Consider the following 25,752-nt stretch of genomic DNA (forward strand, 5'->3'; position numbering starts at 1 on the left):
TGCGGTCCCTGCCGTCCGTCAGGCCAATCGGATCAGCGCAGGCGCTGGTAGCGCACGATGCGTGAACTGTAGAAACCGCCGCGCTTGACCGTGATCTGGCGCGGGATCAGGAGCGCCTGCTGGCCCGCATAGCCCGGCTGCCACGGCAGCCCGGTCACCCCGCAAGCGACCTGACCGAGTGCAGCGCGCCCCGGGATGCGGTTGAAGAAGGCGACCGAATTGGCCACGACCGTGTCCCCGACGCGGGCATAGACGTCGCGCACGAAGCTTTCATTGTAGAGCGAGGCGCTGTTGTTGAGATAGGGCGCGATGGCCCCGCACAGCGCGAGCCGCCCATTGACCTCCCGCAACTCGCTGTAAATGTCCACGCCCCCCGAGCCGCCCTGGGTGATCTTGAAAATCTCCCAGTTGGCGCTGGCCGAAGACGGGTTGGCGGGTGCCTGCGTCACGGCCGAGATTCCGCCACCGCCTCCGGCACAGGCGGCCGTCAGGATCAGGGGCAGGATCAGCAACCAGCGGGGCATGGCGAACTCCTTTCACGTTTAGGGCAAACAAAGCGTAGTCGGAACCCGCGCGAGTTGCTAGCGTGGCGGGGGTGAGTCTCACGCGAATTTCAGTGGGCTTTCAATCGCATGACAAACGGGGAGCATAAAATGACACGCACCTTTCTGATCGCGGCGTCCGCGCTGGCCATGACGGCTGCGGCGGCACATGCCGAATACAAACTGACCATTCTTCACACGAACGATTTCCACGCCCGGTTCGAGCCGATCAGCAAATATGATTCCGGCTGTTCCGAAGAGGACAATGCCGCGGGCGAATGTTTCGGCGGCTCTGCCCGCCTTGTGACGGCCGTGGAAGAGGCCCGCGCACGGGCAGAAAATCCGGTCCTGTTCGATGGCGGCGACCAGTTTCAGGGCACGCTGTTCTACACTTACTACAAGGGTCAGGTCGCGGCCGAGTTCATGAACAAGCTCGGCTATGACGCGATGACCGTGGGCAACCACGAATTCGATGACGGTCCGGAAGTGCTGCGCGGGTTCATCGACACGGTCGAATTCCCGGTCCTGATGTCCAATGCCGATGTGAGCGGCGAGCCGCAACTGGCTGACGTCATCCAGAAATCCACGATCATCGAGCGCGGTGGTGAAAAGCTCGGCCTGATCGGTCTGACCCCGCAGGATACGGATGAACTGGCCAGCCCCGGCAAGAACATCATCTTCACCGATCCGGCTGACGCTGTGGCCGCGGAAGTGGCGAAACTCGAAGCCGAAGGCGTGAACAAGATCATCGTGCTCAGCCATTCCGGCTATGGCGTGGATCAGGAGGTGGCTGAGAAAGTGCCGCAGATCGACGTGATCGTCGGCGGCCACTCCAACACGCTTCTGTCGAACACCAGCGACCGCGCGGCGGGCCCGTACCCGACCATGGTCGGCACCACCGCGATCGTGCAGGCCTATGCCTATGGCAAGTTCCTCGGCGAATTGAACGTCACCTTCGATGATGACGGCAATATCGTCGAGGCGATGGGCGAGCCGCTCATCATGGACGGCAATGTGGTCGAGGATGAGGCCACCGTCGCCCGGATCAAGGAACTGGCCGGCCCGCTGGACGAGATCCGCAACAAGATCGTGGCCGAGTCCGCCGATGCGATCGACGGTGCACGCGAAACCTGCCGCGCCGGTGAATGTGCCATGGGCAACCTTGTGGCAGATGCCATGCTCGCCCGCGTCGCCGATCAGGGTGTGGACATCGCCATCCAGAACGGGGGCGGGCTGCGCGCGTCCATCGACGCAGGCGAAGTGACCATGGGCGAAGTGCTGACGGTGCTGCCGTTCCAGAACACGCTCGCCACCTTCCAGTTGAAAGGCGCGGATGTGATCGCGGCGCTGGAGAATGGCGTCAGCCAGATCGAGGAGGGCGCCGGGCGGTTCCCGCAGGTGGCCGGTCTCAGCTTCAAGTTCGACGCGGCGGCCGAGCCGGGCAGCCGGATTTCCGACGTGATGGTGATGAAGGACGGCGCGGCCAGCCCGATCGATCCGGACGCCACCTATGGCGTCGTGTCGAACAACTACATGCGCTCGGGCGGCGACGGCTACAAGGTCTTCGCCGAGGCGGCCATGAACGCCTATGATTACGGTCCAGGCCTTGAAGTCGTGGTGGCGGACTATCTGGCCGAGAATGCGCCCTATACGCCCTACACGGACGGCCGCATCGCCGCCAAGTAAGGCAGACTTGCAGTAACAATCGGGGCGCGCCGTCCGTCGGCGCGCCCTTTGCTTTGCCGGACCGGCCGGACTGGCGGCCGCGCACAGGCCGTTCTAGACTGGTGCCATGTGCGGCCGATTTGCCATGACGCTGCCCGTCGATGCGATGGCGGGTCTCTTCGACGCGGTGCCCGATCCGGTCGCCGCCGAGATCCCCGTGCCGCGCTACAATGTCAGCCCGACCCAGACCATCCCCGTGGTGACTGGCGACGCGGATGCAGGCCGCCGGATCGAGCCGCTGCGCTGGGGGTTCATCCCGCATTGGTACAAGACGAAGTCGGACGGGCCGCTCCTGATCAACGCGCGGGCCGAGACGCTGGCCGAGAAACCGGCCTTCCGAAAATCCGCACGGAGTCGGCGCTGCATCATTCCGGCCTCTGGTTTCTACGAATGGAAGCGCGCCGGAGACGGGGGCAAGCAGCCCTTTTACATGCGCGATGCCCAGGCGCCGCTATTGGCCATGGCCGGCATCTGGCGCGACTGGACCGATGCAGAGGGGCAGGTCACGCGCAGCTGTGCCATCGTCACCTGTGCTGCCAACAAAGCGATGGCCGATCTTCACCACCGCATGCCGGTGCTGCTGGCCGCATCGGATTACGGGCTCTGGCTGGGCGAAGAGGGCCATGGCGCGGCACGGTTGATGGTGCCCGCGCCCGAGGATCAGCTGCTCTTCGAGGAGGCTGACAGGGCGCTCAACGGCGCACGGGTGGACCGGCCGTTCACGTCGAGTCAGGCGGCGGCTGAAACCGCCGGGCGCGCGGAAGGATGACGTTGCGGCAGGACCGCCCGTGCCTTATTTCCGCCGCACAGCGCCCGGGGCGCTTTGCTCACACCGCCTGCGGTCAAATGTCTGATTTTTGCTGAAAATTTTAGCAGTCACCCGCACCTGTTTCCCACAGCCTGTGGATAAGTCGGGCGCGTCAATAGTCCCGAAAACCGCCGAATGACCAAATCGCAGCCCTAATCGCGCCCCAATTGAAGGTCAGATTCAGGATGCGTACGGGGGCAGTGTAGTGAGTAGCCCAGTGTAAATTTCGCTCCTGTACGCACCAGTCGGGCGCCCCCACCCGACGCCCCCAACTTCTTCCCAAAATGTCAGGATCGATGCCGCGCGGCTGAGCGCGTCACTGGCTCGTGGCCATGATGTAGCCAAGCGCGGCCGCCGCCAGCAGGCCGAGGATGACCGCGATGGTGATCTTGATCGCGCTGAACGGGCGCTCGCCCTCGACCGCGCCGGTGCGGCCGTTGACCACGAACCTGTAGGTGCGGCCGCGATACTTGTAAGCCGCCACCCAGATCGGCAACAGCACATGTTTGAAGGTCACGTCGCGCACGTCGGTTTCCATCGCCGTGATGTCCTGCCGGTCGCCGCCAATGTCGAACTTCACGTCGCGCGTGATCATGGCCTGCATGATCTGGCGCGCCTCGCGGTAGCCGTCCTCCAGCGGGACGGTATAGCCCTCCGCCCGGAATCCGGCGAGGAAGGCCGGCTGGTAGGGTTCCATCGCCGACAGGTCCCAGGGCGCGATCCGGTCGGTATAGGCTTTGGGCAGCGAGGTGGAGGCCAGCACCAGCACATCGTCGAAAAACCGCGCAACCCGGCCCGACACTTTCCGCCAGCGCACTTTCTGCACGGTCTGCATTCTGGTGCGGGCCTTGCCGTCCACCATCACGCGGACCGGGCGCTGCTCGGTATAGACGGTGCCGCGGCGCCCGCGATAGCGCGTGGCCGTGTCCGCGTCATAGGTCCAGTAGGGGGCGTATATGCCCTGCATCCGGCGCCCCTTGCGGGCATAGTCCTTCAGCCCATTGGGCGCGAACCAGAGCCGCCCGAGCCAGCGCGTCATGGCGCTGCGGGCCTCTTCCTCCGATATGGCGAAGGGCAGGAGCCCGGCCGGCTTGATGTGGCGGTGCGCGCCCGTGTCGGTGACGATGGGCGATGCGCAGAACGGGCATTCGGCTGCATGTTCCGCCGGGTCGAATTCCACCTGCGCACCGCAGGAGGTGCATTGCACGACACGGGTTTCCTCGATCTCGGCCTCGGGCAGCGCGTCGCGGAGCGCGGCTTCGAAATCAAGCTCGACCATGCCGTCGCGCGCCTGCCACGGCCCGTCTTCGTCACTGCCGGCGATCGCTTCTTCATGCCCGCAATGGTCGCAAAGGAGCCGCGTGCTGCCGGGCAGGAACCGCATGTCCGACCCGCAGGACGGGCAGGGAAAGCGATGTTCCACGATGCCCGTCGGGGCAGCGCTGTCGGACGGGGTGGCGGTCGCGTCGGCCATGCGGGTGCCTGCCGGTCAGGCGCCGGGCGGAGGTGGCGGCATCACGGTGAAAAGCTGCGCGAGTTCAGAGATCTCGCCCGCTTGCGTCCAGCCGTCGAGGCCGGGCGACCAGACGAGCGTATCCCGCGCCATGCCCCCCTCGGTCACCAGCCGGCCGAGTTCGGCGCGCGAGAAAGGCCCCTTGGTCGCGCCCTTTTCCGCAATATGCCAGACCTTTTCCACCGGCGGCGGGGGCGGAGGCGGCGGGGCTGCAGCGGCGGGCGGCTGCTGCGCGGCGGCAGGCGCTGCCCCCCATGGACCGCGCGCGGCCATCTGGCTGCCCATGGCCATGCCCATGCCCATGCCGAGCCCTGCGCCCATCCCGTTGCCGCCGGACGGATTGGCGGCGGCCTCGGTCATGGCTTCTGCCGCGCTGAATTGCGTATAGGCCCCCAGATCGCCCACGATCCCCATCGAGGTGCGCTTGTCGAGCGCGGCCTCCACCGCCGGCGGCAGAGAGATGTTCTCGATATAGAAAGCGGGCATCTCCATCCCGTACTCCGCCAGTTCCGGGCTGACCTTGGAGGCGATGAGCTTGCCCAGATCCTCTGTGTTGGCGGCCATGTCGAGCACCGGAATGCCCGACCCCGCGATGGTGGCGGAGAAACGCGCCACGATGATGTTGCGGATCTGGTAGCTGATTTCGTCGGTCGTGAACTCGCCGTCCGTGCCGACGATTTCCTGCAGGAAACGCCCGGGATCGGAGACGCGGATCGTATAGGTGCCGAACGCGCGGATGCGCACCGGGCCGAATTCTGGGTCACGGCACATGATCGGGTTCTTCGTGCCCCATTTGAGGTCCTGGAACCGGGTCGTGTTGACGAAGTAGATTTCCGATTTGAACGGGCTCTGGAACCCGTGGTCCCAATGCTGAAGCGTCGTCATGATCGGCATGTTGTTGGTCTCCAGCATGTAGAGACCCGGCGGGAACACGTCTGCAAGCTGGCCCTCATGCACGAAGACGGCGGCCTGCCCCTCCCGCACGGTGAGCTTGGCCCCGTATTTGATGGCATGCCCCTCGCGCTCGAACCGCCAGACAAGCGTGTCGCGCGTGTCATCCGTCCAGTGGATGACATCGATGAATTCACCGGTCAGAAAATCGAGTATGCCCACAGGTGCCTCCCACGGCTTGAAAGAATGGCCCGTTCTGCTGCGCGGGTGCCGGGCACCCGGCTCAAGCCGGGCATTGACCCGGCCAGACGCCGGACGCCCATCAGAATATGCGCATCAGCTGCCCGAACCGCGCCCGGCCCGCGTTGCCACGCTTGGCAGGAGCGGCAGAACCTCCACCGCCGACATGCCGGGTTTCAGACGCGGGTCATAAAGCATTTGTAGCAGCAACTCGTCATGCCGGGTCAACAGGGCAAACTCCTCATCGTCGTTGAAGATGGAGGGCCGTGCCTCCCGGCTGTCATTGGCGAGCCCCATGGCCTGAGCCATTTCCTCATGGATGCAGGAGAGCCGCATCAGGTCCTTGTGTTCCGCCTTCACGAGGATCACGGCCGATGTGTAGACATAGGGGCTATCCTCGCTCGCGAACGCATAGGCCACGCAGAAAATGTTGCGCGGACTGTTCTGGAAGGCGCGCACGACCGCCGGTTCGATGTTCGGATAGCGCGCCTGCAGGATACGCGCGAACTGTTCCTGTTCCGACTGGTTGAGGAACATGACAAGGAAATTGGCCTGCCCCAGACCGGAGGACATGCGCATGTTCTGCCCGGTCAGACGCGCCAGCCGGGCGGTGAATTCCTCCACATTGCGGCGGTCGGTCTTGCGCTGTTCGGACGAGACCGAGGGGCCGAATAGCGTGTCCACGCGGATCGGCCGGTCCCACTTGCGCAGCGCGCTCGGCGTTTCCCGCCGGACATATTGCCCGCCGCGGACCGTATATTCGTCAAACAGAGCGATTTTCTGGAAATTGCGGATCAGGTCATCCGTCCCGTAGGACGCATCCTTCGGACTGTAATCCGTTCGCAGCTTGCCCCGCGCCAGCAGCTTCTGCTGCTCGCTCTCATAATAGTCTTCAAGATCCGGATTGCTGACCGTGGTGCTGGTGCACGCGGCCAGACCCAGACACAAGGTCATCAGTAGAAGTCGCCCCATGATACGCCCTTACATCCTGTACTATGCCCCCGTTCCATGGGGCCGGCGGCCCCATGGTGCGCGCCGTCCGATTATGCCGGATCGACGCTTTCCCCGACATTAACCCCAAGGCCCGTTTCCTTGGCCTTGGCGGCTGCCAGTGTATTCTTAAGTTCCGTTTCCATCGCGATCAGTTCCCGTTCCGCCTCGGCCCGTTTGGCCTTGCCCTCATCGGCAATGGCGAGGCTTTCCTCGATCGTCGCGATCAGGTCGCTGTTGGCCTGCTTGATCGCCTCGATGTCGAAGACGCCGCGCTCCATCTGGGTGCGGATCTCGGCATTGGCGGTCTTGAGGTTCGACGCGTTCGAGGTCAGCAGTTCGTTGGTCAGGTCGTTGGCGTCCTTGACCACGCCCGCGGCCTCCCGCGAGCGGTGGATGGTCACCGCCTGCGCCAGCTGGGTTTCCCACAGCGGCACCGTGTTGACGAGCGTCGAGTTGATCTTGGTCACGAGCGACTTGTCATTCTCCTGCACGAGCCGGATCGAGGGCAGGGACTGCATCGTCACCTGACGAGTCAGTTTCAGGTCATGGACGCGGCGCTCCAGATCGTCGCGGGCCGAACGCAGGTCGCGCAGTTCCTGCGCCTTGATGACGCCCTGATCCTCGGGCGCCTCATTCACCTCGCGCTCCAGCGCCGGAATGTCGGCTGCGTCGAGAATACGGAGCTTCTCCTCGCCGGCGGCGATGTAGATCGCCAGCTGGTCGTAGAAATCGAGTGTCTTTTCATAGAGCTTGTCGAGCGACTTGATGTCTTTCAGCAGGATATGCTCGTGCTGCAGCAGGTCACCGGTGATCTTGTCGATCTGGCCCTGCACATCTTCGTAGCGGGACATGAATTCGGCCATCGGCTGGGCTTTGCCCAGCAGCCGTTCCCACCAGCTCAGCTTGCGGTTCGGGTCCAGCTCCTCGGCCGAAAAACCGCGCAGCGACGTGACCATGTCGCGCAGCGCGTCGCCCGCCGGGCCGACATCCTTGCTTTTCACATCGGCCAGCATCGCCTGGCTGATCTGCTGCAACTCGGCCTGTGCGGACGAGCCGAAGCCGATGATCGACTGGGTATTGTCCATGTCGAGCTGGGCCATCGCTTCCTCGATCTTGGCCTTGTCGGCGGCGCTGGCCGTGTCGACCACGATCAGGTCGGCCTTGGGTTCAGGCAGAGGCACCTGTGCGACCGCGTCGACATCCTTGGTGGCGGCGGCGGCCTGGCTGCGAATCTCTTCGGTCATTCAAATCCTCCCTCACGACCGGGCAACAACGCCCTCGGCCTGCAATCTCTCTCTCAAAACTTCAATCTCGATATCCAGTTCGGTGCGATCCTCCACCAGCAGGGCGGATCTCTGGGACTGCACCGTCTCCTCTAGATCCGACAGGAGCGCCTCGAAATCCCGGCGCGCTTCGGCATCATGGCTGTTTCTGTAGACATCGGCAAATTTTCGTGTCGAGTCGCGCAATCCCAACAGGTAGACGGACAGGAACTTGCGCGCGCGCGGCAGGTCGCGCGGGTCTTCCTCGACAGTGCGGAACACTTCCCGGGCGGCGCCGCAAAGCCGGTTGATCCTTGCCTCCAGCCCGCGATCGCCGAGCGTTGCAGCGGCACGGCTCGTCTCCTGCAGGAGCGCCTCGGCATCGTCGAGGACACGGGCCACCCGGTCGAGCTCCTGCGCCGACTGGCCCTCGATCCCCTTGCGGCGCATCGGGTCGAGGCCGAAGGTCATCAGATGCGCGCCCGCAGCCACGCCGCCGAACAGGAGCGCGGGCAGAAGCCCGAGCCCGTCGCCGAACCAGGCAGCGGCAAAGACGCCAAGCCCGGTCAGCGCGGAGGCAAACATCTTGCGCGGGATCGCGGGCGGGCGGGCCACGATGCGGGCCTCATATTCGACCTGCGCCTTCTGCCCCTCGCGCAGCATCCACGCTGCCGCAAGCAGCATGGAAAGCGCCAGCAGATCGGCGATCATGCCAAGCGCATCACCGCGGTTGAGCGCGCCGATCGCAGAAAAAAGGAGCGGCAGGGGCACAAAATAGAGGAGCGTGGCCCGCAGATCGCGGTGCACCGGGCGGCGATTGCGAAACGCATTCCCGGGTGACGGGCGGGCGCCCTTGGCACTGTCGGGTCGTGGATCGCCGTCGGGGGAATATTTGCCGCCATAGCGCTGGGCCGCCATCAGAGCGCCCCCGTCTGCGTCGCAAATGACCCGGCCGCGGCCGCCCAGATGGTCAGCACCAGAACGATGTAGGAGATCCACTTGAATGCCGAACCAGACATGTGACCCCGCTGCTTGCCCTTTGGTCAGGTGAAATATAGGAGCTTCGCGGCGATCTTGCCACTGTTAAGCTGCAGCCCCGTGCGGGCGGCGGTGCTCCGCCACCCGCACCGGCGCGGTTATTCCTTGCCGATCGCGCCGAGGCGTTTTTCCGCTGCCAGCTTGCGCTGGTAGCCGGACTGGACCACCTCCACGAGCACCAGAACGATGACCGAGAAGTAGAAGGTCGTCTTGGACAGCGGCTCGACCGCGAAGCCGGCCAGTTTCAGGTGCCCCTGATGTCCGCCTTCGCCCAGCAGCACCACGCCGACGATCAGCAGGATGAAGAGGCCCAGAACCTCGTACATGCGGTTCTTCTGCAGGAACTCGGCCACCCGGTCGGCGAGGACCAGCATCGCGATGCCCGACAGGATGATCGCGATGGCCAGCAGGATGAACACGTCGGTGATCGCAAGCGCGGACAGGATCGAGTCGAAGCTGAAGATCAGGTTCATCATCACGATCAGGGCCACGACCTGCCAGGCCGACTTGCCCGCCCGGTCACGATGGGCCTCATGCACCAGATCATCAATGCTCAGCATGTGGCTGATTTCCTTGACCGCCGTGTACATGATGAACACACCGCCGAAGAGGAACACGATCACCGCGAAATTGAACTCACCCTCAATCACGCCGGGTATGTTGATCGAGAAGAAGGGCGCTTGCAGCCGCTCGATCAGCTGGATCATGGTGAACAGAAGCACGATCCTGAGCGCCACGGCGATGATGATGCCCCATCGGCGGACTGCCGCCTGTTTTTCCTTCGGCGCCCGCTGGCTTTCGATGGTGATATACAGCAGGTTGTCGAAACCGAGCACGGCCTGAAGAAAGATCAGCATCATCAGATTGCCGAGATTGGCCAGGTTGAAAAGCTCTTCCACGCGGTGTCCCTCCGGAAATTATCCTTGCTTTAGCAATCGCACGAACACCCTGTTGGTTCCATATCGCGAAACTTTTGTGACGTATTCAACGGGGGATTGTGCTTGTGCTGCTTTTGTCCTAAGTTGCTGACGTTTGGTCAATTCGATTGATGAATGTGGGGCCAAATTACGAAGCCCGTGCACGCTGTGCGGGTCACAATTTGAAGGACTGTCAGAGATGGCAAAAGGAACTGTTAAGTGGTTTAACGCCGAAAAAGGCTATGGCTTTATTCAGCCGGAAGAAGGTGGGAAAGACGTATTCGTTCATATCACCGCCGTTCAGGCCGCAGGTCTTACTGGCCTGCAGGACAATCAGCCGATCGAATTCGAACTGATTGACGGGCGTGACGGGCGCATGAGCGCCGGTGAACTTCGCGTATAAGAAGTTTTTTTGACCCTTTGAAACGCCCCGCTTCGGCGGGGCGTTTTTTTATGGGCGGTCGACGGCCGGTCAGCCGCCGTTCAGCATCCGGCGGTAGGGTTCGGGCGACCAGCCGCAGGCGAACCCGTCCCCGTCGGGATCGAGATTGCCCGGGTCGCGTTCCGGTCCGCCGCGCGACAGGAAGGCGCTCTGGGCCTCGTCGCCCGTGCGGTAGCGCCCGCACGCCGCGTTTGATGCGCTCGCGCTGCCGCCGAAGCCACGGGAATATTTGCGCTCGCCCACACCGTGCGACGTGGCCAGCGCGAAGGCTGCCACATTCTGCTCGTTACGGCGCTGGGGCAGGGCGTCGGGCTGGACGATGACAAGCTGCTGGCGCGCCTCCTCCAGCTCGCGTGCCGCAACTTCCCGCTGGGCGGCCTGAACGGCCTGGCTCGACGCGGCAAGATTGATCGACTGGGCGTTCGGAGCGACCCCCGCAGTGGCCGGCAGGCCGGTTTCGGGGTTGATCGGCACGCCGCTGCCCGATGCCTCGTCGATGGCGGCGGTCACGGTCGCGTTGAAGTCGCCGGTCTGGGTCACGCGCGCGTCAGGCGGCAATTCGCCGATGCCCGGCTCGTAATCCGAGATCGGATAGGATGTCGTGCCGCCAACGGAGGCGGTCGACGTGCCGCCGATCGGCGTGAACGCATCGCTATAGCCGACCTCGCGGTCGGAACAGGCCGCAACGAGCAGGGCGCAGGGCAGGATCAGGAAATAGCGTCTCATGACTCTCCTTCTTTGCCCCGTTTTACCACCATTTTTCCGGTTTTGAAGAAAAACCGATTGCGGTTTCGAGCGCATAGGCCGTGTTCAGCATGTCGCCTTCCTCCCACGGGCGGCCGATCAGCTGCAGCCCGAGCGGCAGTCCGTCCGCATCGAGACCGGCGGGAACCGAGACGCCGGGCAGGCCGGCAAGGTTCACGGTCACGGTGAACACGTCGTTGAGGTACATCTTGATCGGGTCGGCATCGGCCATCTCTCCGATCCCGAAGGCGGCGGAGGGCGTGGCGGGCGTCAGAATGCTGTCGACGCCGTCGGCAAAGACTTTCTCGAAATCCTGCCGGATCAGAGTGCGAACCTTCTGGGCGCGCAGGTAATAGGCATCATAGAAGCCCGAGGAGAGCACATAGGCGCCGATCATCACGCGGCGCTTCACCTCGTCGCCGAACCCTTCGGCTCGGGTCTTCTCATACATCTCGGTGATGCCGTCGCCCGGCGCAAGCTTGGCGCGGTGGCCGTATTTGACGCCGTCATAGCGCGCAAGGTTCGACGAGGCTTCGGCCGGCGCGATCACATAATAGGCGGGCAGTGCGTATTTCGTGTGCGGCAGGGATACGTCGACGAGTTTCGCGCCGGCATCCTTCAGCATCTCCGCGCCGCGCGACCAGAGGTCCTCGATCTCCTGCGGCATGCCGTCCATCCGGTATTCCTTCGGAATGCCGATGGTCTTGCCGCGGATGTCGCCGGTCAGGGCCGCCTCGAAATCGGGCACGGGCAGGTTGGCGCTGGTGCTGTCCTTCGCATCATGGCCAACCATCGATTTCAGCATGATCGCGCTGTCGCGGACGGTCTTGGTCATCGGGCCGGCCTGATCGAGCGACGAGGCGAAGGCAACGATGCCCCAGCGCGAGCAGCGGCCATAGGTCGGTTTCACGCCGACGATGCCGGTGAAGGCGGCGGGCTGGCGGATCGAGCCGCCGGTATCGGTGCCGGTCGCCGCAAGGCAGAGGTCGCCGGCCACCGCCGCTGCGGACCCGCCGGACGAACCACCGGGGGTCAGAGCAGCATCATCGCCCTTGCGCTTCCACGGATTGACTGCGGGGCCATAGGTGGAGGTCTCGTTGGACGAGCCCATGGCGAATTCGTCCATGTTGAGCTTGCCGAGCATCACGGCCCCGTCGCGCCAGAGCTGGCTTGTCACCGTGCTCTCATAGGGCGGGCGGAACCCGTCAAGGATGCGCGAGGCGGCCTGGGTCTGCACACCCTCGGTGCTGAACAAATCCTTGATACCGAGCGGGATGCCGCACATGTCGGGCGCGTCGCCGGCCTTCAGTCTTGCGTCGGCGGCATCGGCCATCTCGACCGCGCGGTCGGGCGTATGGGCGCTGAAGGCGTTCAGCTTCTCGCTGCCGGCCGCTGCGGCAAGGCAGGCATCGGTCAGGTCTCGGGCGGTGAAGTCACCCTTGCGGAGCCCGTCACGGGCGTCGGAAATGGTCAGTTTGTTCAGCTCGGACATGGTCACTCCACCACTTTGGGCACGGCGAAGAACCCTTCGCGCGTGTCGGGTGCATTGGCCAGAACCTTGTCCTGAATGTCACCGTCGGTCACTTCGTCGGGGCGGCGGTAGAGCGCCATCGGCGTGACCGAGGTCATCGGCTCGACACCGTCGATATCCACTTCGTTCAACTCGTCCATGAAGCCCAGGATCGCGGACAGTTCGCCCGCCAGCGGCTCCAGATCTTCCTCGGCCACGGCAATGCGTGCCAGATGCGCGACCTTGCGCGCGGTTTCCTTGTCGATCGACATGGATGTCCCTTTTCCAGCCAGATGGGTTCGCGGCAGGTATTAGCCCCGTGGCGGACCATGCGCAAGAGAGCCGGTCAGGCAGCAGGCAGCGATGCGCGGGGCCGTGGCCCCAGCACCATCGCGCGGATCATCCAGCCGAGCATCAGCCCGTTGAGCAGGTGCCACAGGAAATGCGTGCCGAGCGGGAGCGCGGCGCAGACCGCCTCGTCGATGCTGCGGAAGAAAAGCGACAGGGCGAGGATCGCGGCGCCGGTCAGGAGCCGCACCCCCGTCGCCGGCTCGCGCCAAAGAAGGACGAGCCCGTAGACCGCGATCAGCACCGCCACCGGTATGTAGGACACGCTGCCGTTCATCGGCCCCCAGCCGAGCATCAGGAGCGTGGCAAATCCCGCCGCATAGGGAAAGAACCCGATCACCGCCACAACGCCCGCCCAGGGCGGAAAGCGCAGGAACCGCACGGTGGCCAGATAGATATAGGTCAGCACGAAGCCGAGGATCGGCAATGTGTCGAGCGCTGCGGCCCAGGCCTGCGCCACCGTATGGAACAGGAAGGAGCCGATGCCGATCATCACCAGCCACCCCATCAGGATCGCCTCGCCCGTGTCGAAGTCTTGCCGGTGGCGGCGCCAGATCCAATAGGCCGCAATCAGGAAGGCAAGGTTCGTCACCGCATTGACCGGCTCGGACCAGAATGTCGGATCGGTCCGCTCGCAATAGCTGTCTATTTGCTCAAGCCAGTTCATGTGCCACTCTGGTCCGCACTCCGGGGTCTTTGATCCTGACTAGGACATTCAAGGGGAGCGCTCCAATGAAAATCACCTGGCTGGGTCACTCCGGGTTCCGGATCGAGATCGGCGACCAGATTCTGCTCGTCGATCCGTGGCTTGACGGCAATCCTGCCTTCGATCCGGCGGATCGCGACAGGGCAACGGCGGGCGCGACCCATATCCTGATCAGTCACGGGCATGGCGACCATAGCGGGTCGGCGGTGAAAATCGCGCAGGACCTGAAGATCCCGCTGGTCGGCATCTACGACCTGATCTCCTGGTGGTCGGACAGCGAGAGCGTGGAGGGCATCGGCTTCAACAAGGGCGGCACGGTCATGCTGGGCGATGTCGCGGTGACAATGGTGGCCGCGAGCCATTCCTCCTCTGTCGCGGGCGATGCAGGGCCGGTCTATGCCGGGGCCGAGGCCGGTTTCATCATCGCGGGCGAGGGACACCGGATCTATTTCTCTGGCGATACGGATGTGATGGCCGACATGGCGATTTTCCAGGACTTGCACAAACCCGATATCGGCATCCTGTGCGCCGGCGGGCATTTCACCATGGATATGAAGCGCGCCGCCTATGCTGCGCGGAAGTTCTTCGACTTCCGCACCGTGATCCCGTGCCACTACAAGACTTTCCCGCTGCTCGAACAATCGGCCGATGCGCTGGTGTCCGGTCTTCCCGGCGTCGATGTGCGCACGCCCGAGGTGATGGAAGAGATGGAGTTCTGAGGACGCGCCGGCCCGTGGCCCGCCGCTCAGCGCCGGCCGGCAAAGAAGCTGCGCAGCAGGTCGGCTGCGGCCGCTTCGCCGATCCCGCCATAGATTTCCGGCACATGATGGGCCTGCGGATGGCTGAAGATCCGTGGTCCCTGCTCGATGCCGCCGGACTTCGGGTCGGCCGCGCCGTAATAGACCCTGTCGATCCGCGCCGCCGCAATCGCGGCCGCGCAGAAGGGGCAAGGCTCCAGCGTGACAAAAAGGTCGGTGCCACCCAGCCGTTCGCTGCCGCGCTCTGCGCAAGCCCTGCGGATGACCAGCGTTTCGGCATGCGCCGTCGGGTCATGCAACTCGCGGGTGCGGTTGCCATCCTGCGCCAGCACCTCACCGCTTGTCCTGTCGACGAGCACTGCTCCCACGGGCACCTCACCGCGCGCGGCGGCGGCGCGGGCTTCTTCCAGCGCCATGTCCATATATCTGTTGCGCGTCACCATGACCCCTTATCGGGGCCGTCCGGCCCGCGATCAAGCGGCTTTCCCTTGGAACCCGCGGCGGGCGGGTGTAGGGGTCGGGCATGAGCGACACAGAAAAAACAGGCGACCGGATCGCCAAGGTCCTGTCCCGCGCGGGCGTGGCATCGCGCCGCGATGCGGAGCGGATGATCGAAGCGGGCCGCGTGGCCGTCAATGGCAAGCGGCTGACCTCGCCCGCGCTGAACGTGACCGATGCGGATACGATCACCGTCGATGGCAAGCCCATCGCGGCGCGCGAGCCGGTGCGGCTCTGGCGGTATCACAAGCCTGCGGGCCTCGTGACCTCGGCGCGGGACGAAAAGGGGCGGGAGACGATCTTCGACAAGCTGCCTGCCGACATGCCGCGGGTGATGAGTGTCGGGCGGCTCGACCTCAATTCCGAAGGGTTGCTGCTCCTGACCAATGACGGGGCGCTGAAGCGGCGGCTGGAACTGCCCTCGACCGGCTGGGTGCGCAAATATCGCGTCCGTGCCAAGGGCCAGCCCAGCGAAGAGACGTTCGCGCCGCTGCGCCAGGGCATCGTTGTCGACGGCGAGCGGTTCCAGCCGATGGCCGTGGAGATCGACCGCCAGCAGGGCGCCAATGTCTGGCTGACGATCGGCCTGCGCGAGGGGCGCAACCGCGAGATCCGGCGTGCGCTGGGCGCAGTCGGGCTCGACGTGAACCGGCTCTTGCGCGTCTCCTACGGGCCGTTCCAGCTGGGCGATCTGGCTCGCGGCGGGGTGGAGGAGATCCGCCCCAAGGTCCTGCGCGACCAGCTTGGCATCCGGCGCGAGCCCGAGGCGACGCCGGCCGCGCGTCCGCCCAAGCCGACCGGACCGAAAAGCCGCAGCCGCACCCTGTCCCGCGGTGCCGTGCCGCAAAAGAGCGGCGACCGGCCGGTCCGGGGCCCGTCCCGTCCGGCGGGCGGGAAGGGACGCAAGCCCACTCCGAAACGCTGACATGCCGGCCGGGCCGCCGCTCATCGACCATGCTTCGCCCAATTTCGGCGACCGGCGCGGCGGCGTGCGGCCACACCTTATCGTGCTGCATCACACGGCGATGGACACATGCGCGGCCGCGCGCGACAGGCTGTGCGATCCGGAGGCAGAAGTGTCCGCCCATTATCTGATCGACGCGGACGGGACGATCCTGCGCCTTGTTGCGGAGGAGAAGCGCGCCTGGCATGCCGGCGCCGGCCAATGGGGCGGCTGCACGGATGTCAATTCCGTGTCCATCGGGATCGAACTGGACAATCAAGCGGGACTTGCGGGCTTCCCCCCGTTTCCTGCCGCCCAAATGCGGGCGCTTGTCGCCCTGCTGCCGGGGATCATGGCGCGCTGGCAGATCGGGCCTGCCGCCGTGATCGCCCATTCCGACATGGCGCCCGGGCGCAAGGCCGATCCGGGGCCGAAATTCGACTGGCGCGCGCTGGCGCATCTCGGCCTGTCCATCTGGCCGGACGGGCAGGGGGCGGCGGATGAAACGCCGATCGATGCCGGCGGGGGCATCGAACTCTCCAACGCATTGCGGCGCTTTGGCTATCCAGTTGGCGGTGGTCAAATGACGGCGGATGACCCCGTCCTGCAGGCTTTCCGATTGCGATTCGCGCCCGGGCGCACCGGCCCGCCCTGCCGCGCCGATCTGAAGGCGGCCGACGCGCTCGCCCGGGCCCATCCTGCAATTGACCCGGGCGCGCGGAGCGTCTAACGCTGCGCGCTGTGCGGATGGCCGGACGATCGCACCCCTCGGGGTGAGGAAAGTCCGGACTCCGGGAAGGCATGGCGCCGGGTAACGCCCGGCCGGGGCAACCCGAGGGACAGCGCCACAGAAAACAGACCGCCGCCGGTGCGCCGGAGGCAAGGGTGAAACGGTGGGGTAAGAGCCCACCGCGGGACTGGCAACAGGACCGGCACGGCAAGCCCCGCCAGGAGCAATGCCAAATAGGGACCGCGCGGGCCTTCGGGCCCAGGCCGCTTCCAGCCAGCGGTCCGGGTTGGCAGCAAGAGCGCATCGGCAACGGTGCGCCCAGATGAATGATCGTCGGCGGACATATGTCCGGCCACAGAATCCGGCTTACAGGCCATCCGCACACTCACACCGATCCGCGCCCGTCCGCGCGAATTTTTCCAAAAAATCCGTTGCATGCGCCGCAGGGGCTGAATAGGCTCGATCCATAGGCCGATGTGCGGCCGGGTTTGCGTATCAATTCGAGTGGCGTGCTTTTCACTCCGGGGGCTTGGAAACTGTCTTTGGAGAGGACGCATGGTCTATTTGAAATTGAAAGTTGCCCATATCGTGGCTCCCGCCGAGAGCGCGCGTGACGCGCAGACAGGTCCGGCCACGGCTATTTTCGTCGATGATGAACAGCTTGCTATCCACCGCCTGCGCCCGCGCCGTCGGATGGAGCTGGATTTCGGCTTCCGGTCCGACCGGCTGAACCGCCTGCTCGGGCGGGGCGTCAAGGGCGGCGAACTGGCCGCGCTCTGAGCCGCACCTTCCTGTCCGGGCCTCCGGTCTGACAGCGACAGGGATCGATCAAGTCTGAAAACGTCGGCTTCGGCCGGCGTTTTTCTGTTTCGGCCGCGAGAATCCCCGGCGCAGGCCGCGAAAAAAGTTTGGGCCAAAGGTGGGAAATCATGGGACAAGGCCCGGATTTGGGGCGTTCATGGGATTTTTCCCCACTTTTTTTCATTTGAACAGCGCGACCATCTTGTGTGCGGTTGAAAATCGGACACCACATCTGGTGTATTGAGGCGCACGCATCCACGATCTAGAAGAAAATCAGCGGTTTCAGGGTGTTTTGGGCGTCAGATTCCATTGATTTCCATAAATTCCCATGCTACACCATTTGCACAGGGTGGATCGCGGAATACATCCCCACAAGGTCGCAAAGACCAGCCACAACAAAACCAGAGCAGGTTTCATACAGGCACCGCATCCACCCTCAACAGATCCGACGCGACGGCGTTCGCAGACAAGGCCGGGCAGTCGGACAAGCCCTACGATGGGACAGGCGGCGGGACGTGAATTGAGCAGCACGGTCCCGCCGTTTCCATTTCAGGGCGATGGCAGGAGAGCGGAAACGTGGCACGGCGTTTCAGAGGCGAATCGGTCCACAAGGTGGACAGCAAGGGGCGGGTGTCTATTCCCGCGCCTTTTCGCCGTGTTCTCGAGGAAGGTGATCCCGACTGGAAGCCGGGCGAGAATGCCAACCTGGTGATCGTCTACGGGCGCCGCGGCCGCAACTGCCTAGAAGGCTACTCCATGAACAGCATGAGCGAAGTGGACGACATGGTCTCCGACCTGCCGCGCTATTCGCGCGAGCGCGAGATCCTCGAGCGGATGCTCAACACCCAGTCCGTTTACGCACAAGTCGATGAAAACGGCCGCATCGTGCTGCCCGCGAAGCTGCGCGAGCGGATCGGCGTCTCCAAGGAGGCCACGTTTGCGGGTATGGGCGACAAGTTCCAGATCTGGGAGCCGGAGGCCTATGCCGAGGATATGAACCGGATCGACGACTGGCTTTCCGATCAGGGCGAGGAGGATGATCCTTTCGCACTGCTCGACCGGCGGCGGGCGGAGGGGTAGGCATGTGTGCCGCGCCCCACGCCCCTGACAGCCCCCATATTCCCGTATTGCTCGACCCGTTGCTGGACGCCGTGGCGCCGGTCGAAGGCACCTGGCTTGACGGCACATTCGGGGCCGGCGGCTACAGCCGCGGCCTGATCGCGGCGGGTGCCGCCCGTGTCATCGGTGTGGATCGCGACCCTGACGTGCTCGACCGCGCGGCCGCGTGGATCGAGGAATATGCCGGTCGGATCGCACTCGTGCCGGGCCGGTTCGGGGATCTCGACCGGATTGCGGAGGAGGGCGGTGCCGCACCGCTTGACGGGATCGTTCTCGATATCGGTGTCTCCTCCATGCAGATCGATGAAGGCGACCGCGGCTTTTCCTTTGCCAAGCCCGGCCCGCTTGACATGCGCATGGAGCAGTCCGGACCCTCGGCAGCCGATCTTGTTGCGGAAGCGCCGGCCGATCTGCTTGCCGATATCCTGTTTCAATATGGCGAGGAGCGGGCGTCGCGCCGGATCGCGCGGGCCATCGTCGCCGCGCGTGCAGAGGCGCCGATCACCACCACGGAACGGCTCGCTTCGGTCATCGCGAGCGTCATGCCGCGCCCGCGCCCCGGACAGATCCACCCTGCCACGCGTAGCTTTCAGGCGCTGCGGATCGCGGTGAATGACGAATTGGGCGAACTGGTGCGCGGGCTGGCAGCGGCCGAACGCGTCTTGCGCCCCGGCGGGCTGCTCGCCGTGGTGACGTTCCATTCGCTCGAAGACCGGATCGTGAAACGCTTCATTCAGGCCGCGAGCGGCAACCGCCCAAACGCCAACCGCTACGCGCCGCCCACCGAAGGGGAGGCCGCGCGGTTCGAACGCGTCACCCGCAAGGCGGTCGAGGCCGACAAGGATGAATGTGCCCGCAACCCGCGCGCCCGGTCCGCGCGCCTGCGGGTCGCCCGCCGCACGGATGCGCCGGCGCAAGCCCCTGACGCGGCCGAGCTTGGCTTGCCGCAACTCGATCTCAGCAAGGGAGGATTGGCATGAAAACCATTCTCTATCTGTCCTGCGTGACCCTTGTCATCGGGGTTGCGACCTTCGCCTATCAAGTCAATTACGACACGCAGGAGGCTCTGCGCCGCGTCGAGGCGCTGACCGACGAGATTGCTCGCGAGCGCGCGGCCATTTCCGTGCTGGAGGCCGAGTGGGCCTATCTCAACCGGCCCGACCGGCTGCTGGCGCTGGCCGAGGAGCATTTCGAGACGCTGAAGCTCATGCCGCTGCACCCCGACCATTTCGCGGAGCCGGCATCTGTCGTCTATCCGCCGCAAAAATTCCAGTCGGTTGACGAGGCGTTGGCTGCGCTCATTGCCGAAGGCGCGGTGTTGCCGACCGATCCGGAGACCGACCTGTGATCCGCCGCCCGCTTCGCCCGCTCGCCCGCGTTATCGATGCCCGCAAGAAGGGGCAGGACCCGCGTCTGGTCGAGGCCGAGGAACGCGCCGCACGCCTGCGCGCGATCCGCGCCGCCGAACGCCAGAGGGCGGAAACGCGGCTCTTGCTGCTCGCGGCCCTGTTTCTGCTCGGCTTCGGCACGATCGGGGTGAAGATGGGTGCGCTGTCCTCCACCGTTGCCGAGGAGCCGAAGGCCGGCGCACCCGGCTCGATCATCGCTGCCCAGCGGGCGACCATCACAGACCGCAAGGGCCGGGTGATGGCGACCAATCTGGAAACCGCCTCTCTCTATGCACAACCGCAGCATATGGCTGACAAGCGTGCCGCCGCCGACGGGCTCGCGGAAATCTTTCCCGACCTTGATGCGGAGCAACTCTACAAGCGCTTCACATCGAAGCGCAAGTTCTTGTGGATCAAGCGAAAACTGTCGCCGGAGCAACAGCAGGCCGTGCATGATTTGGGTGAGCCGGGCCTGCAGTTCGGGCCGCGCGAATTGCGGCTCTATCCGAACGGCACGCTGGCGGCGCACATTCTTGGCGGGTCGAGTTTCGGGCGCGAAGGTGTCCATGCGGCCGAGATCATCGGTGTGGCGGGTGTCGAGCGCGAGTTCGACGAGCGGCTGCGCGACCCGGCGCAAAGCGGCGAGCCGCTGTCGCTCTCCATCGACCTGACGGTGCAGGCCGCGATCGAACGCGTACTGCGCGGCGGCATGTCGGTGATGAATGCCAAAGGGGCGTCTGCGGTCCTGATGAAAGCGCGCACGGGCGAGATCCTGTCCATGGTCTCGCTGCCCGATTTCGACCCGAACCACCGGCCCGCGCCCGCGACATCCGGCGACCCGTCGCTGTCGCCGCTTTTCAACCGCGCAGCGCAGGGGCGCTATGAACTCGGGTCCACCTTCAAGGTTTTCACCGCCGCCCTGTCGATGGAAATGGGACTTGCGAGCCCCGACACGCTGATCGAGACCGCCGGTCCCCTGCGTTGGGGCAAGTTCAAGATCCGGGACTTCCACAATTACGGACCGCGTTTGAGCCTGACCGACGTGATCGTAAAAAGCTCCAACATCGGCACGGCGCGGCTGGCCATTGCCGCCGGCACGCCCGCGCAGAAGGACATTCTCAACAAGCTCGGCTTTTTCGAGCCGGTGCCGGTCCAACTGCCCGAAGCGGGGCGCAGCAAGCCCCTGATGCCGGCCAAATGGTCCGACCTGTCGACCATGACGATTTCCTACGGTCACGGGATCGCGGCGACACCCCTGCATCTGGCCGCGGCCTATGCCACCATCACCAATGGTGGCCTGAAGGTGACGCCGACGCTGTTGAAGGATCCCGATCTGCCAACCGAGGCCGACCGGGTCATCTCGCCGGCCACGTCGATGCATGTGCGGCGCATGTTGCGCGCGGTGGTCACTCGCGGGACCGCCTCGCTCGGCGATGTCGAGGGCTACGAGGTGGGCGGCAAGACCGGCACGGCAGACAAGCCGAAGCCGACGGGCGGCTACTATGATGACAAGGTGATCGCCACCTTCGCCTCGATCTTTCCGGCTTCAAATCCCGAATATGTCTTGGTAGTGACACTCGACGAACCGGTCGAGATGACCGGGAGCGAGCCGCGGCGGACCGCCGGCTGGACCGCGGTGCCGGTGGCGGCTGAAATCATCCGCCGGGTGGCGCCGCTGATGGGGATGCGTCCCCGTCCGAAGCGGGAAGAAATGGACGATCCGACGGTGACGCTCGCGCGGAACTGACCACAGGAGACAGGGCGCATGGCGCAATCCGGACCCACCAGCACGACGCGACCGCTTGGCGAGCTGGTCCCCGCAGGCGCCGGAGAGCCGCAGGGCGGCTGGCGCGCGGACCTGCGTGTCACCGGCCTGTCGGTCGACAGTCGGGAAGCCCGCGACGGGCACCTGTTCTTCGCCTTGCCCGGCAGCCATGTGCATGGCGGGGAATTCATCTCCTTCGCCGCCCGGATGGGTGCGGCCGCAATCGTGACCGATGCCGAAGGGCTGCGGATTGCGCGGAACGAGGGCGTGGGCGGCGATCTGCCGATCCTCGTGACGCCCGAGCCGCGGCTCGATCTGGCCCGTGCCGCCGCCGCCTGGTCGGGCGCGCAGCCCGAAACGGTGGTTGCGGTCACAGGGACGAACGGCAAGACGTCGGTCGCGAATTTCACCCGTCAGATCTGGGAGCATCTGGGTGAACGGGCGGTCAATTTCGGCACCGTCGGCGTCGAGGGAGCGGTCTCCGCGCCGCTCAGCCACACGACGCCCGAGCCGATCACGCTGCACGCGCTGCTCGCGGAACTGGCGGCTGACGGCGTGACCCACGCGGCCATGGAAGCCTCGTCGCACGGGCTGGCGCAGCATCGGCTGGACGGGGTGCGCCTGACCGCGGCGGGCTTTACCAACATCACCCGCGACCACATGGACTATCACCATGATTTTCAAGACTATTTCGCGGCGAAACTCGGGCTGTTCGACCGTGTGCTGCCCGCCGGTGGTACGGCGGTCGTCAATATGGACGACCCGTTCGGCGAACGCGTGGTGCGCACCGCCGAAGAGCGTGGCATTTCCTGCCTGACCATCGGCCGCGGGGAGGGGAATGACATCACCATCGACACGACCCGCTTCGACGCGGCGGGACAGGATGTGCGCTTCACCCATGCGGGGCAGGTCCATGTCGCGCGGCTTGCGCTGATCGGCGGGTTTCAGGCCTACAATGCGCTCACCGCCGCCGGACTGGCGATTGCCTCGGGGGCCGCACCCGATGCGGCTTTCAAGGCGCTTGATGCGCTCACGACGGTGCGCGGCCGGATGGAACTGGTCGCGACGCGGGCCAACGGCGCGCATGTGTTCGTCGATTACGCCCACACGCCCGATGCGCTGGCGACCGCGCTCAACGCGCTGCGCCCGCATGTGATGGGGCGGCTTGTGGTCGTGTTCGGCGCGGGCGGCGACCGTGACCGCGGCAAGCGGCCGCTGATGGGGCGCGCGGCGGCCGAAGGCGCGGATGTGGTTATCGTGACCGACGACAATCCCCGTGGCGAGGACCCGGCCGCCATCCGCGCCGAGATCATGGAGGCCGTGCCCGAAGGGACCGAAATCGGCGACCGCGCTGCGGCCATTCTGGCCGGCGTCGATGCGCTGCAGCCGGGCGACACGCTTCTGATTGCGGGCAAGGGGCACGAGACGGGACAGATCGTCGGCGACGATGTGCTGCCCTTCAACGATGGCGAGCAGGCCAGCGTGTCCGTGGCCGCGCTTGATGGTGATGGTGCATGAGCGCGCTCTGGACAGCGGAAACGGCAGCCCGCGCCACCGGCGGGCAGGCCCACGGCGACTGGGCCGCCACCGGCGTGTCGATCGACAGTCGCAGCCTCGCCCCCGGCGACCTGTTCGTGGCGCTGGCAGACCAGCGGGACGGGCATGATTTCGTCGCTGCGGCACTGGCGAAAGGGGCCGCGGCTGCGTTGGTCACGCACCGGCCCGACGATGTGCCGGACGATGCGCCGCTCCTCGTCGTGCCTGACGTGCTGAAAGCGCTCGAAGGGCTGGCCGTGGCGGCGCGCGCGCGCAGCCGCGCGCGGGTCATCGCCGTGACCGGATCGGTCGGCAAGACGACGACGAAGAACATGCTGGCCGCGATGCTCGGTGCGCAGGGCCATGTCCATGCGGCCGAGAAGAGTTTCAACAATCACTGGGGTGTGCCGCTGACGCTGGCGCGCCTGCCGCAGGAAGCCGATTTCGCGGTCATCGAGATCGGGATGAACGCACCGGGCGAGATCGCGCCGCTGTCGCAACTGGCCCGCCCCCATGTCGCGATCATCACCACGGTTGCGCCGGTCCACCTGGCGGCGTTCCAGGATGTGCGCGGCATCGCGGAGGAGAAGGCGTCGATCTTCACCGGGCTGGAGCCGGGCGGAACGGCCATCATCTGTGCAGAAAGCGCTGCGCCAGACCTGCAGGCAGAGGCCGCAGCCCGGGCGAGTGCGGTGCTGCGGCGCTTCGGAGAAGCTGCGGATGCGGATATGCGCCTCGACAGTTGCCGGCCGGCGGCGGGCGGCAGCACGGTCGAGGCCCACTGGCAGGGCGAGCCGTTCCTGTTCAACCTGCGCAGCCCGGGCCGGCATTTGGCGATGAACGCACTGGCGGCGCTGACAGCCCTTCTTGCCGTTGATGGCGATCTGGCGCGCGCGCTCATCGCACTTGGCGCTTGGCGGGCCACGGACGGGCGCGGCGCGCAATGGTCGGTCGCGCTCGGACCGGACGGGATGGACGGGCAGTTCACGCTGATCGACGAAAGCTACAATGCCAACCCGCTGTCGATGGCCGCGGCGCTTGATGTGCTGGCGGCCGCGCCGGTCGAGGATGGCGTGGGCCGTGTCGGCCGTGGCCGCCGGATCGCGATCCTCGGCGACATGCTGGAGCTTGGCGACACCGAAGAGGCGCTGCATGCCGGACTGGCGGACCTGCCGGTGATGGGGCAGGTGGATCTGGTGCATACGGCCGGACCGCTGATGGCGGCGCTTCACGCCGCGCTTGACGACGACCGTCAGGGCCGCCATGCGGACAGTGCCGCGGCGCTGGTGGCGGTCGCGGCGCGGCTCGTCGATGCGGGCGACACGGTGATGGTCAAAGGATCAAAAGGCTCGCGCGTGGCAGATGTTGCCGCGGCGCTTCTCAAACTCGGCCGGGCAACTCGGCACGGAACAGGCTGACAAGGCCGGACAGGCGAAGGGCAGGCAGAATGCTTTACTTCTTGAGCAACATTTCGGACGGGGGCGATTTCTTCAACCTGTTCAGATATATCACCTTCCGGGCTGGCGGGGCGTTCATGACCGCGCTGATCTTCGGGTTCCTCTTCGGGCGGCCGCTGATCGACCTGTTGCGGCGCAAGCAGAAATCGGGCCAGCCGATCCGCGAGGACGGGCCGGAGGGCCATATCGTGACCAAGGCGGGCACGCCGACAATGGGCGGGGTGCTGATCCTCGGTGCGCTGACCGTGGCGACGCTCCTCTGGGCACGCTGGGACAACGGCTTTGTCTGGATGGTGCTCTTTGTGACCCTGTCCTTCGGGTTGATCGGCTTTGCCGACGATTATGCCAAAGTGTCGGCCCAGACCCATGCGGGCGTCTCGGGCAAGGTGCGTCTGGCGCTCGGCTTCACGGTCGCCGGGATCGCGGCGGCCTGGGCGATGATGCTGCACCCTGACGATCTGGCGGGGCAACTGGCCTTTCCGGTGCTGAAAGACCTGCTCCTGCCCATGGGCATCCTTTTCGTGCCCTTCGCTATGATCGTGATTGTCGGTTCGGCCAATGCGGTCAACCTGACAGACGGGCTCGACGGGCTGGCCATCATGCCGGTGATGATCGCGGCAGGCTCTTTCGGGATCATTACCTATCTCGTCGGGCGGTCGGATTTCTCCCAATATCTCGAGGTCCATTACGTCCCCGGCACGGGCGAGATCGCGGTGATCTGCGCGGCGCTGATCGGCGGCGGGCTCGGGTTCCTGTGGTACAATGCCCCGCCCGCCGCGGTCTTCATGGGCGACACCGGATCGCTGGCCCTGGGCGGCGCGCTCGGCGCCATGGCGGTGGCGGCGAAGCATGAAATCGTGCTCGCGGTGATCGGCGGCCTGTTCGTGGTCGAGGCGCTCTCGGTCATCATCCAGGTCGCCTATTTCAAGCGGACCGGGAAGCGGGTGTTCCTGATGGCGCCGATCCATCACCATTACGAGAAGAAGGGCTGGGGGGAGAGCCAGATCGTGATCCGTTTCTGGATCATCTCGGTCATTCTTGCCCTGATCGGCCTCGCAACCCTGAAACTGCGGTGAGA

The 25,752-nt window shown here is 65.3% G+C and carries 26 protein-coding genes and 1 other RNA gene; 15 read left to right on the top strand and 12 right to left on the bottom strand.

All coding sequences use genetic code 11. The annotated features are described in order from the left end of the window. Positions 1 to 32: 32 nt before the first annotated feature. Positions 33 to 524 carry a hypothetical protein gene (locus tag GSH16_RS08040; protein ID WP_160853838.1) on the bottom strand — a complete coding sequence of 164 codons (492 nt, stop codon included), beginning with the start codon at positions 522 to 524 and terminating at the stop codon, positions 33 to 35. Positions 525 to 653: 129 nt separating this feature from the next. Here GSH16_RS08040 and GSH16_RS08045 point away from each other — a divergent pair, with 129 nt between their 5' ends. Further along, complete coding sequence (locus GSH16_RS08045) at positions 654 to 2,228, top strand: bifunctional metallophosphatase/5'-nucleotidase (RefSeq protein WP_160853840.1); 1,575 nt, start codon at positions 654 to 656, stop codon at positions 2,226 to 2,228. A 106-nt stretch (positions 2,229 to 2,334) separates the two neighbouring features. Beyond that, complete coding sequence (locus tag GSH16_RS08050) at positions 2,335 to 3,036, top strand: SOS response-associated peptidase (RefSeq protein ID WP_160853842.1); 702 nt, start codon at positions 2,335 to 2,337, stop codon at positions 3,034 to 3,036. Between the two features lie 355 nt (positions 3,037 to 3,391). On the opposite strand, the gene GSH16_RS08055 is transcribed toward GSH16_RS08050, so the two are convergent. The 6 genes from GSH16_RS08055 to GSH16_RS08080 form a co-directional block, all read right to left on the bottom strand. Continuing rightward, a complete protein-coding gene (locus tag GSH16_RS08055) occupies positions 3,392 to 4,549 on the bottom strand; it encodes a primosomal protein N' (replication factor Y) - superfamily II helicase (protein WP_160853844.1) in 1,158 nt (385 codons plus the stop codon). Positions 4,550 to 4,564: 15 nt separating this feature from the next. After that, a complete protein-coding gene (locus tag GSH16_RS08060; RefSeq protein ID WP_160853846.1) occupies positions 4,565 to 5,701 on the bottom strand; it encodes an SPFH domain-containing protein in 1,137 nt (378 codons plus the stop codon). A 114-nt stretch (positions 5,702 to 5,815) separates the two neighbouring features. Further along, positions 5,816 to 6,691 (bottom strand): DUF2927 domain-containing protein, encoded by an 876-nt coding sequence (locus GSH16_RS08065; RefSeq protein ID WP_160853848.1) that lies wholly within the window; start codon positions 6,689 to 6,691, stop codon positions 5,816 to 5,818. Between the two features lie 71 nt (positions 6,692 to 6,762). Continuing rightward, positions 6,763 to 7,956, bottom strand: coding sequence for a toxic anion resistance protein (locus GSH16_RS08070; RefSeq protein WP_160853850.1), 1,194 nt, complete (start codon positions 7,954 to 7,956; stop codon positions 6,763 to 6,765). A gap of 12 nt (positions 7,957 to 7,968) precedes the next feature. Continuing rightward, a complete protein-coding gene (locus tag GSH16_RS08075) occupies positions 7,969 to 8,892 on the bottom strand; it encodes a 5-bromo-4-chloroindolyl phosphate hydrolysis family protein (protein ID WP_160853852.1) in 924 nt (307 codons plus the stop codon). A 218-nt stretch (positions 8,893 to 9,110) separates the two neighbouring features. Next, the gene (locus GSH16_RS08080; protein WP_160853854.1) at positions 9,111 to 9,911 is read right to left on the bottom strand and encodes a TerC family protein; all 801 of its coding nucleotides are present in this window, start codon (positions 9,909 to 9,911) and stop codon (positions 9,111 to 9,113) included. A 217-nt stretch (positions 9,912 to 10,128) separates the two neighbouring features. Between GSH16_RS08080 and GSH16_RS08085 the strand changes: the two genes are divergently transcribed. Further along, positions 10,129 to 10,332, top strand: coding sequence for a cold-shock protein (locus GSH16_RS08085; RefSeq protein ID WP_160853856.1), 204 nt, complete (start codon positions 10,129 to 10,131; stop codon positions 10,330 to 10,332). A gap of 69 nt (positions 10,333 to 10,401) precedes the next feature. Here the strand turns inward: GSH16_RS08085 and GSH16_RS08090 are convergent, their stop codons facing one another. From GSH16_RS08090 to GSH16_RS08105, 4 genes are all read right to left on the bottom strand, one after another. Then, a complete protein-coding gene (locus GSH16_RS08090) occupies positions 10,402 to 11,097 on the bottom strand; it encodes a hypothetical protein (protein WP_160853858.1) in 696 nt (231 codons plus the stop codon). Positions 11,098 to 11,119: 22 nt separating this feature from the next. After that, positions 11,120 to 12,607, bottom strand: a complete 1,488-nt coding sequence (gene gatA / locus GSH16_RS08095; RefSeq protein ID WP_160853860.1) for an Asp-tRNA(Asn)/Glu-tRNA(Gln) amidotransferase subunit GatA — start codon at positions 12,605 to 12,607, stop codon at positions 11,120 to 11,122. A 2-nt stretch (positions 12,608 to 12,609) separates the two neighbouring features. Next, a complete protein-coding gene (gene gatC / locus GSH16_RS08100; protein WP_160853862.1) occupies positions 12,610 to 12,897 on the bottom strand; it encodes an Asp-tRNA(Asn)/Glu-tRNA(Gln) amidotransferase subunit GatC in 288 nt (95 codons plus the stop codon). A gap of 74 nt (positions 12,898 to 12,971) precedes the next feature. Then, positions 12,972 to 13,640, bottom strand: coding sequence for a ceramidase domain-containing protein (locus tag GSH16_RS08105; RefSeq protein WP_160853864.1), 669 nt, complete (start codon positions 13,638 to 13,640; stop codon positions 12,972 to 12,974). Positions 13,641 to 13,705: 65 nt separating this feature from the next. Here GSH16_RS08105 and GSH16_RS08110 point away from each other — a divergent pair, with 65 nt between their 5' ends. Beyond that, a complete protein-coding gene (locus GSH16_RS08110) occupies positions 13,706 to 14,398 on the top strand; it encodes a metal-dependent hydrolase (protein ID WP_160853866.1) in 693 nt (230 codons plus the stop codon). Positions 14,399 to 14,424: 26 nt separating this feature from the next. Here GSH16_RS08110 and GSH16_RS08115 read toward each other — a convergent pair whose 3' ends face one another. Continuing rightward, entirely contained in the window at positions 14,425 to 14,880 is a 456-nt protein-coding gene (locus GSH16_RS08115) for a nucleoside deaminase (RefSeq protein ID WP_160853868.1), read from the bottom strand. A gap of 80 nt (positions 14,881 to 14,960) precedes the next feature. On the opposite strand from GSH16_RS08115, the gene GSH16_RS08120 reads away from it, so the two are divergent. The 11 genes from GSH16_RS08120 (at position 14,961) to mraY (ending at position 25,750) form a co-directional block, all read left to right on the top strand. Further along, positions 14,961 to 15,860, top strand: a complete 900-nt coding sequence (locus tag GSH16_RS08120; protein WP_160853870.1) for a pseudouridine synthase — start codon at positions 14,961 to 14,963, stop codon at positions 15,858 to 15,860. Position 15,861: 1 nt separating this feature from the next. Next, the gene (locus GSH16_RS08125; protein WP_160853872.1) at positions 15,862 to 16,608 is read left to right on the top strand and encodes an N-acetylmuramoyl-L-alanine amidase; all 747 of its coding nucleotides are present in this window, start codon (positions 15,862 to 15,864) and stop codon (positions 16,606 to 16,608) included. Positions 16,609 to 16,621: 13 nt separating this feature from the next. Next, positions 16,622 to 16,993: RNase P RNA component class A (rnpB, locus tag GSH16_RS08130), an RNA gene on the top strand. Positions 16,994 to 17,163: 170 nt separating this feature from the next. Then, positions 17,164 to 17,388, top strand: coding sequence for a hypothetical protein (locus GSH16_RS08135; protein ID WP_160853874.1), 225 nt, complete (start codon positions 17,164 to 17,166; stop codon positions 17,386 to 17,388). A gap of 597 nt (positions 17,389 to 17,985) precedes the next feature. Next, complete coding sequence (mraZ, locus tag GSH16_RS08140; protein WP_160853876.1) at positions 17,986 to 18,489, top strand: division/cell wall cluster transcriptional repressor MraZ; 504 nt, start codon at positions 17,986 to 17,988, stop codon at positions 18,487 to 18,489. A gap of 2 nt (positions 18,490 to 18,491) precedes the next feature. Beyond that, complete coding sequence (rsmH, locus tag GSH16_RS08145) at positions 18,492 to 19,508, top strand: 16S rRNA (cytosine(1402)-N(4))-methyltransferase RsmH (protein ID WP_160853878.1); 1,017 nt, start codon at positions 18,492 to 18,494, stop codon at positions 19,506 to 19,508. Then, the gene (ftsL, locus tag GSH16_RS08150; RefSeq protein ID WP_160853880.1) at positions 19,505 to 19,876 is read left to right on the top strand and encodes a cell division protein FtsL; all 372 of its coding nucleotides are present in this window, start codon (positions 19,505 to 19,507) and stop codon (positions 19,874 to 19,876) included. Before rsmH ends, ftsL begins: the two co-directional genes overlap by 4 nt. Next, on the top strand, positions 19,873 to 21,663 hold the full coding sequence (locus GSH16_RS08155; RefSeq protein WP_160853882.1) for a peptidoglycan D,D-transpeptidase FtsI family protein: 1,791 nt from the start codon (positions 19,873 to 19,875) through the stop codon (positions 21,661 to 21,663). The genes ftsL and GSH16_RS08155 overlap by 4 nt, the downstream gene beginning before the upstream one ends. 18 nt (positions 21,664 to 21,681) lie before the next feature. Further along, positions 21,682 to 23,199 carry a UDP-N-acetylmuramoyl-L-alanyl-D-glutamate--2,6-diaminopimelate ligase gene (locus GSH16_RS08160; RefSeq protein ID WP_160853884.1) on the top strand — a complete coding sequence of 506 codons (1,518 nt, stop codon included), beginning with the start codon at positions 21,682 to 21,684 and terminating at the stop codon, positions 23,197 to 23,199. Further along, entirely contained in the window at positions 23,196 to 24,635 is a 1,440-nt protein-coding gene (locus tag GSH16_RS08165; protein WP_160853886.1) for a UDP-N-acetylmuramoyl-tripeptide--D-alanyl-D-alanine ligase, read from the top strand. The genes GSH16_RS08160 and GSH16_RS08165 overlap by 4 nt, the downstream gene beginning before the upstream one ends. A gap of 29 nt (positions 24,636 to 24,664) precedes the next feature. Further along, positions 24,665 to 25,750 (top strand): phospho-N-acetylmuramoyl-pentapeptide-transferase, encoded by a 1,086-nt coding sequence (mraY, locus tag GSH16_RS08170; protein WP_160853888.1) that lies wholly within the window; start codon positions 24,665 to 24,667, stop codon positions 25,748 to 25,750. Positions 25,751 to 25,752 lie beyond the last annotated feature (2 nt).

The sequence above is a fragment of the Oceanomicrobium pacificus genome (assembly GCF_009833495.1).
Classification (GTDB): Bacteria; Pseudomonadota; Alphaproteobacteria; order Rhodobacterales; family Rhodobacteraceae; genus Oceanomicrobium; species Oceanomicrobium pacificus.

Bases quoted from the DNA above. Each gene is read 5' to 3' on its own strand.
- GSH16_RS08090 (WP_160853858.1), bottom strand. From the start codon at position 11,097: ATGAGACGCTATTTCCTGATCCTGCCCTGCGCCCTGCTCGTTGCGGCC.
- GSH16_RS08160 (WP_160853884.1), top strand. From the start codon at position 21,682: ATGGCGCAATCCGGACCCACCAGCACGACGCGACCGCTTGGCGAGCTG.
- GSH16_RS08115 (WP_160853868.1), bottom strand. From the start codon at position 14,880: ATGGTGACGCGCAACAGATATATGGACATGGCGCTGGAAGAAGCCCGC.
- GSH16_RS08050 (WP_160853842.1), top strand. From the start codon at position 2,335: ATGTGCGGCCGATTTGCCATGACGCTGCCCGTCGATGCGATGGCGGGT.
- ftsL (WP_160853880.1), top strand. From the start codon at position 19,505: ATGAAAACCATTCTCTATCTGTCCTGCGTGACCCTTGTCATCGGGGTT.
- GSH16_RS08135 (WP_160853874.1), top strand. From the start codon at position 17,164: ATGGTCTATTTGAAATTGAAAGTTGCCCATATCGTGGCTCCCGCCGAG.
- gatC (WP_160853862.1), bottom strand. From the start codon at position 12,897: ATGTCGATCGACAAGGAAACCGCGCGCAAGGTCGCGCATCTGGCACGC.
- GSH16_RS08065 (WP_160853848.1), bottom strand. From the start codon at position 6,691: ATGGGGCGACTTCTACTGATGACCTTGTGTCTGGGTCTGGCCGCGTGC.
- mraY (WP_160853888.1), top strand. From the start codon at position 24,665: ATGCTTTACTTCTTGAGCAACATTTCGGACGGGGGCGATTTCTTCAAC.
- GSH16_RS08045 (WP_160853840.1), top strand. From the start codon at position 654: ATGACACGCACCTTTCTGATCGCGGCGTCCGCGCTGGCCATGACGGCT.
- GSH16_RS08075 (WP_160853852.1), bottom strand. From the start codon at position 8,892: ATGGCGGCCCAGCGCTATGGCGGCAAATATTCCCCCGACGGCGATCCA.
- GSH16_RS08085 (WP_160853856.1), top strand. From the start codon at position 10,129: ATGGCAAAAGGAACTGTTAAGTGGTTTAACGCCGAAAAAGGCTATGGC.
- GSH16_RS08055 (WP_160853844.1), bottom strand. From the start codon at position 4,549: ATGGCCGACGCGACCGCCACCCCGTCCGACAGCGCTGCCCCGACGGGC.
- GSH16_RS08120 (WP_160853870.1), top strand. From the start codon at position 14,961: ATGAGCGACACAGAAAAAACAGGCGACCGGATCGCCAAGGTCCTGTCC.
- GSH16_RS08110 (WP_160853866.1), top strand. From the start codon at position 13,706: ATGAAAATCACCTGGCTGGGTCACTCCGGGTTCCGGATCGAGATCGGC.
- GSH16_RS08105 (WP_160853864.1), bottom strand. From the start codon at position 13,640: ATGAACTGGCTTGAGCAAATAGACAGCTATTGCGAGCGGACCGATCCG.
- gatA (WP_160853860.1), bottom strand. From the start codon at position 12,607: ATGTCCGAGCTGAACAAACTGACCATTTCCGACGCCCGTGACGGGCTC.
- GSH16_RS08040 (WP_160853838.1), bottom strand. From the start codon at position 524: ATGCCCCGCTGGTTGCTGATCCTGCCCCTGATCCTGACGGCCGCCTGT.
- GSH16_RS08125 (WP_160853872.1), top strand. From the start codon at position 15,862: ATGCCGGCCGGGCCGCCGCTCATCGACCATGCTTCGCCCAATTTCGGC.
- rsmH (WP_160853878.1), top strand. From the start codon at position 18,492: ATGTGTGCCGCGCCCCACGCCCCTGACAGCCCCCATATTCCCGTATTG.
- GSH16_RS08165 (WP_160853886.1), top strand. From the start codon at position 23,196: ATGAGCGCGCTCTGGACAGCGGAAACGGCAGCCCGCGCCACCGGCGGG.
- GSH16_RS08070 (WP_160853850.1), bottom strand. From the start codon at position 7,956: ATGACCGAAGAGATTCGCAGCCAGGCCGCCGCCGCCACCAAGGATGTC.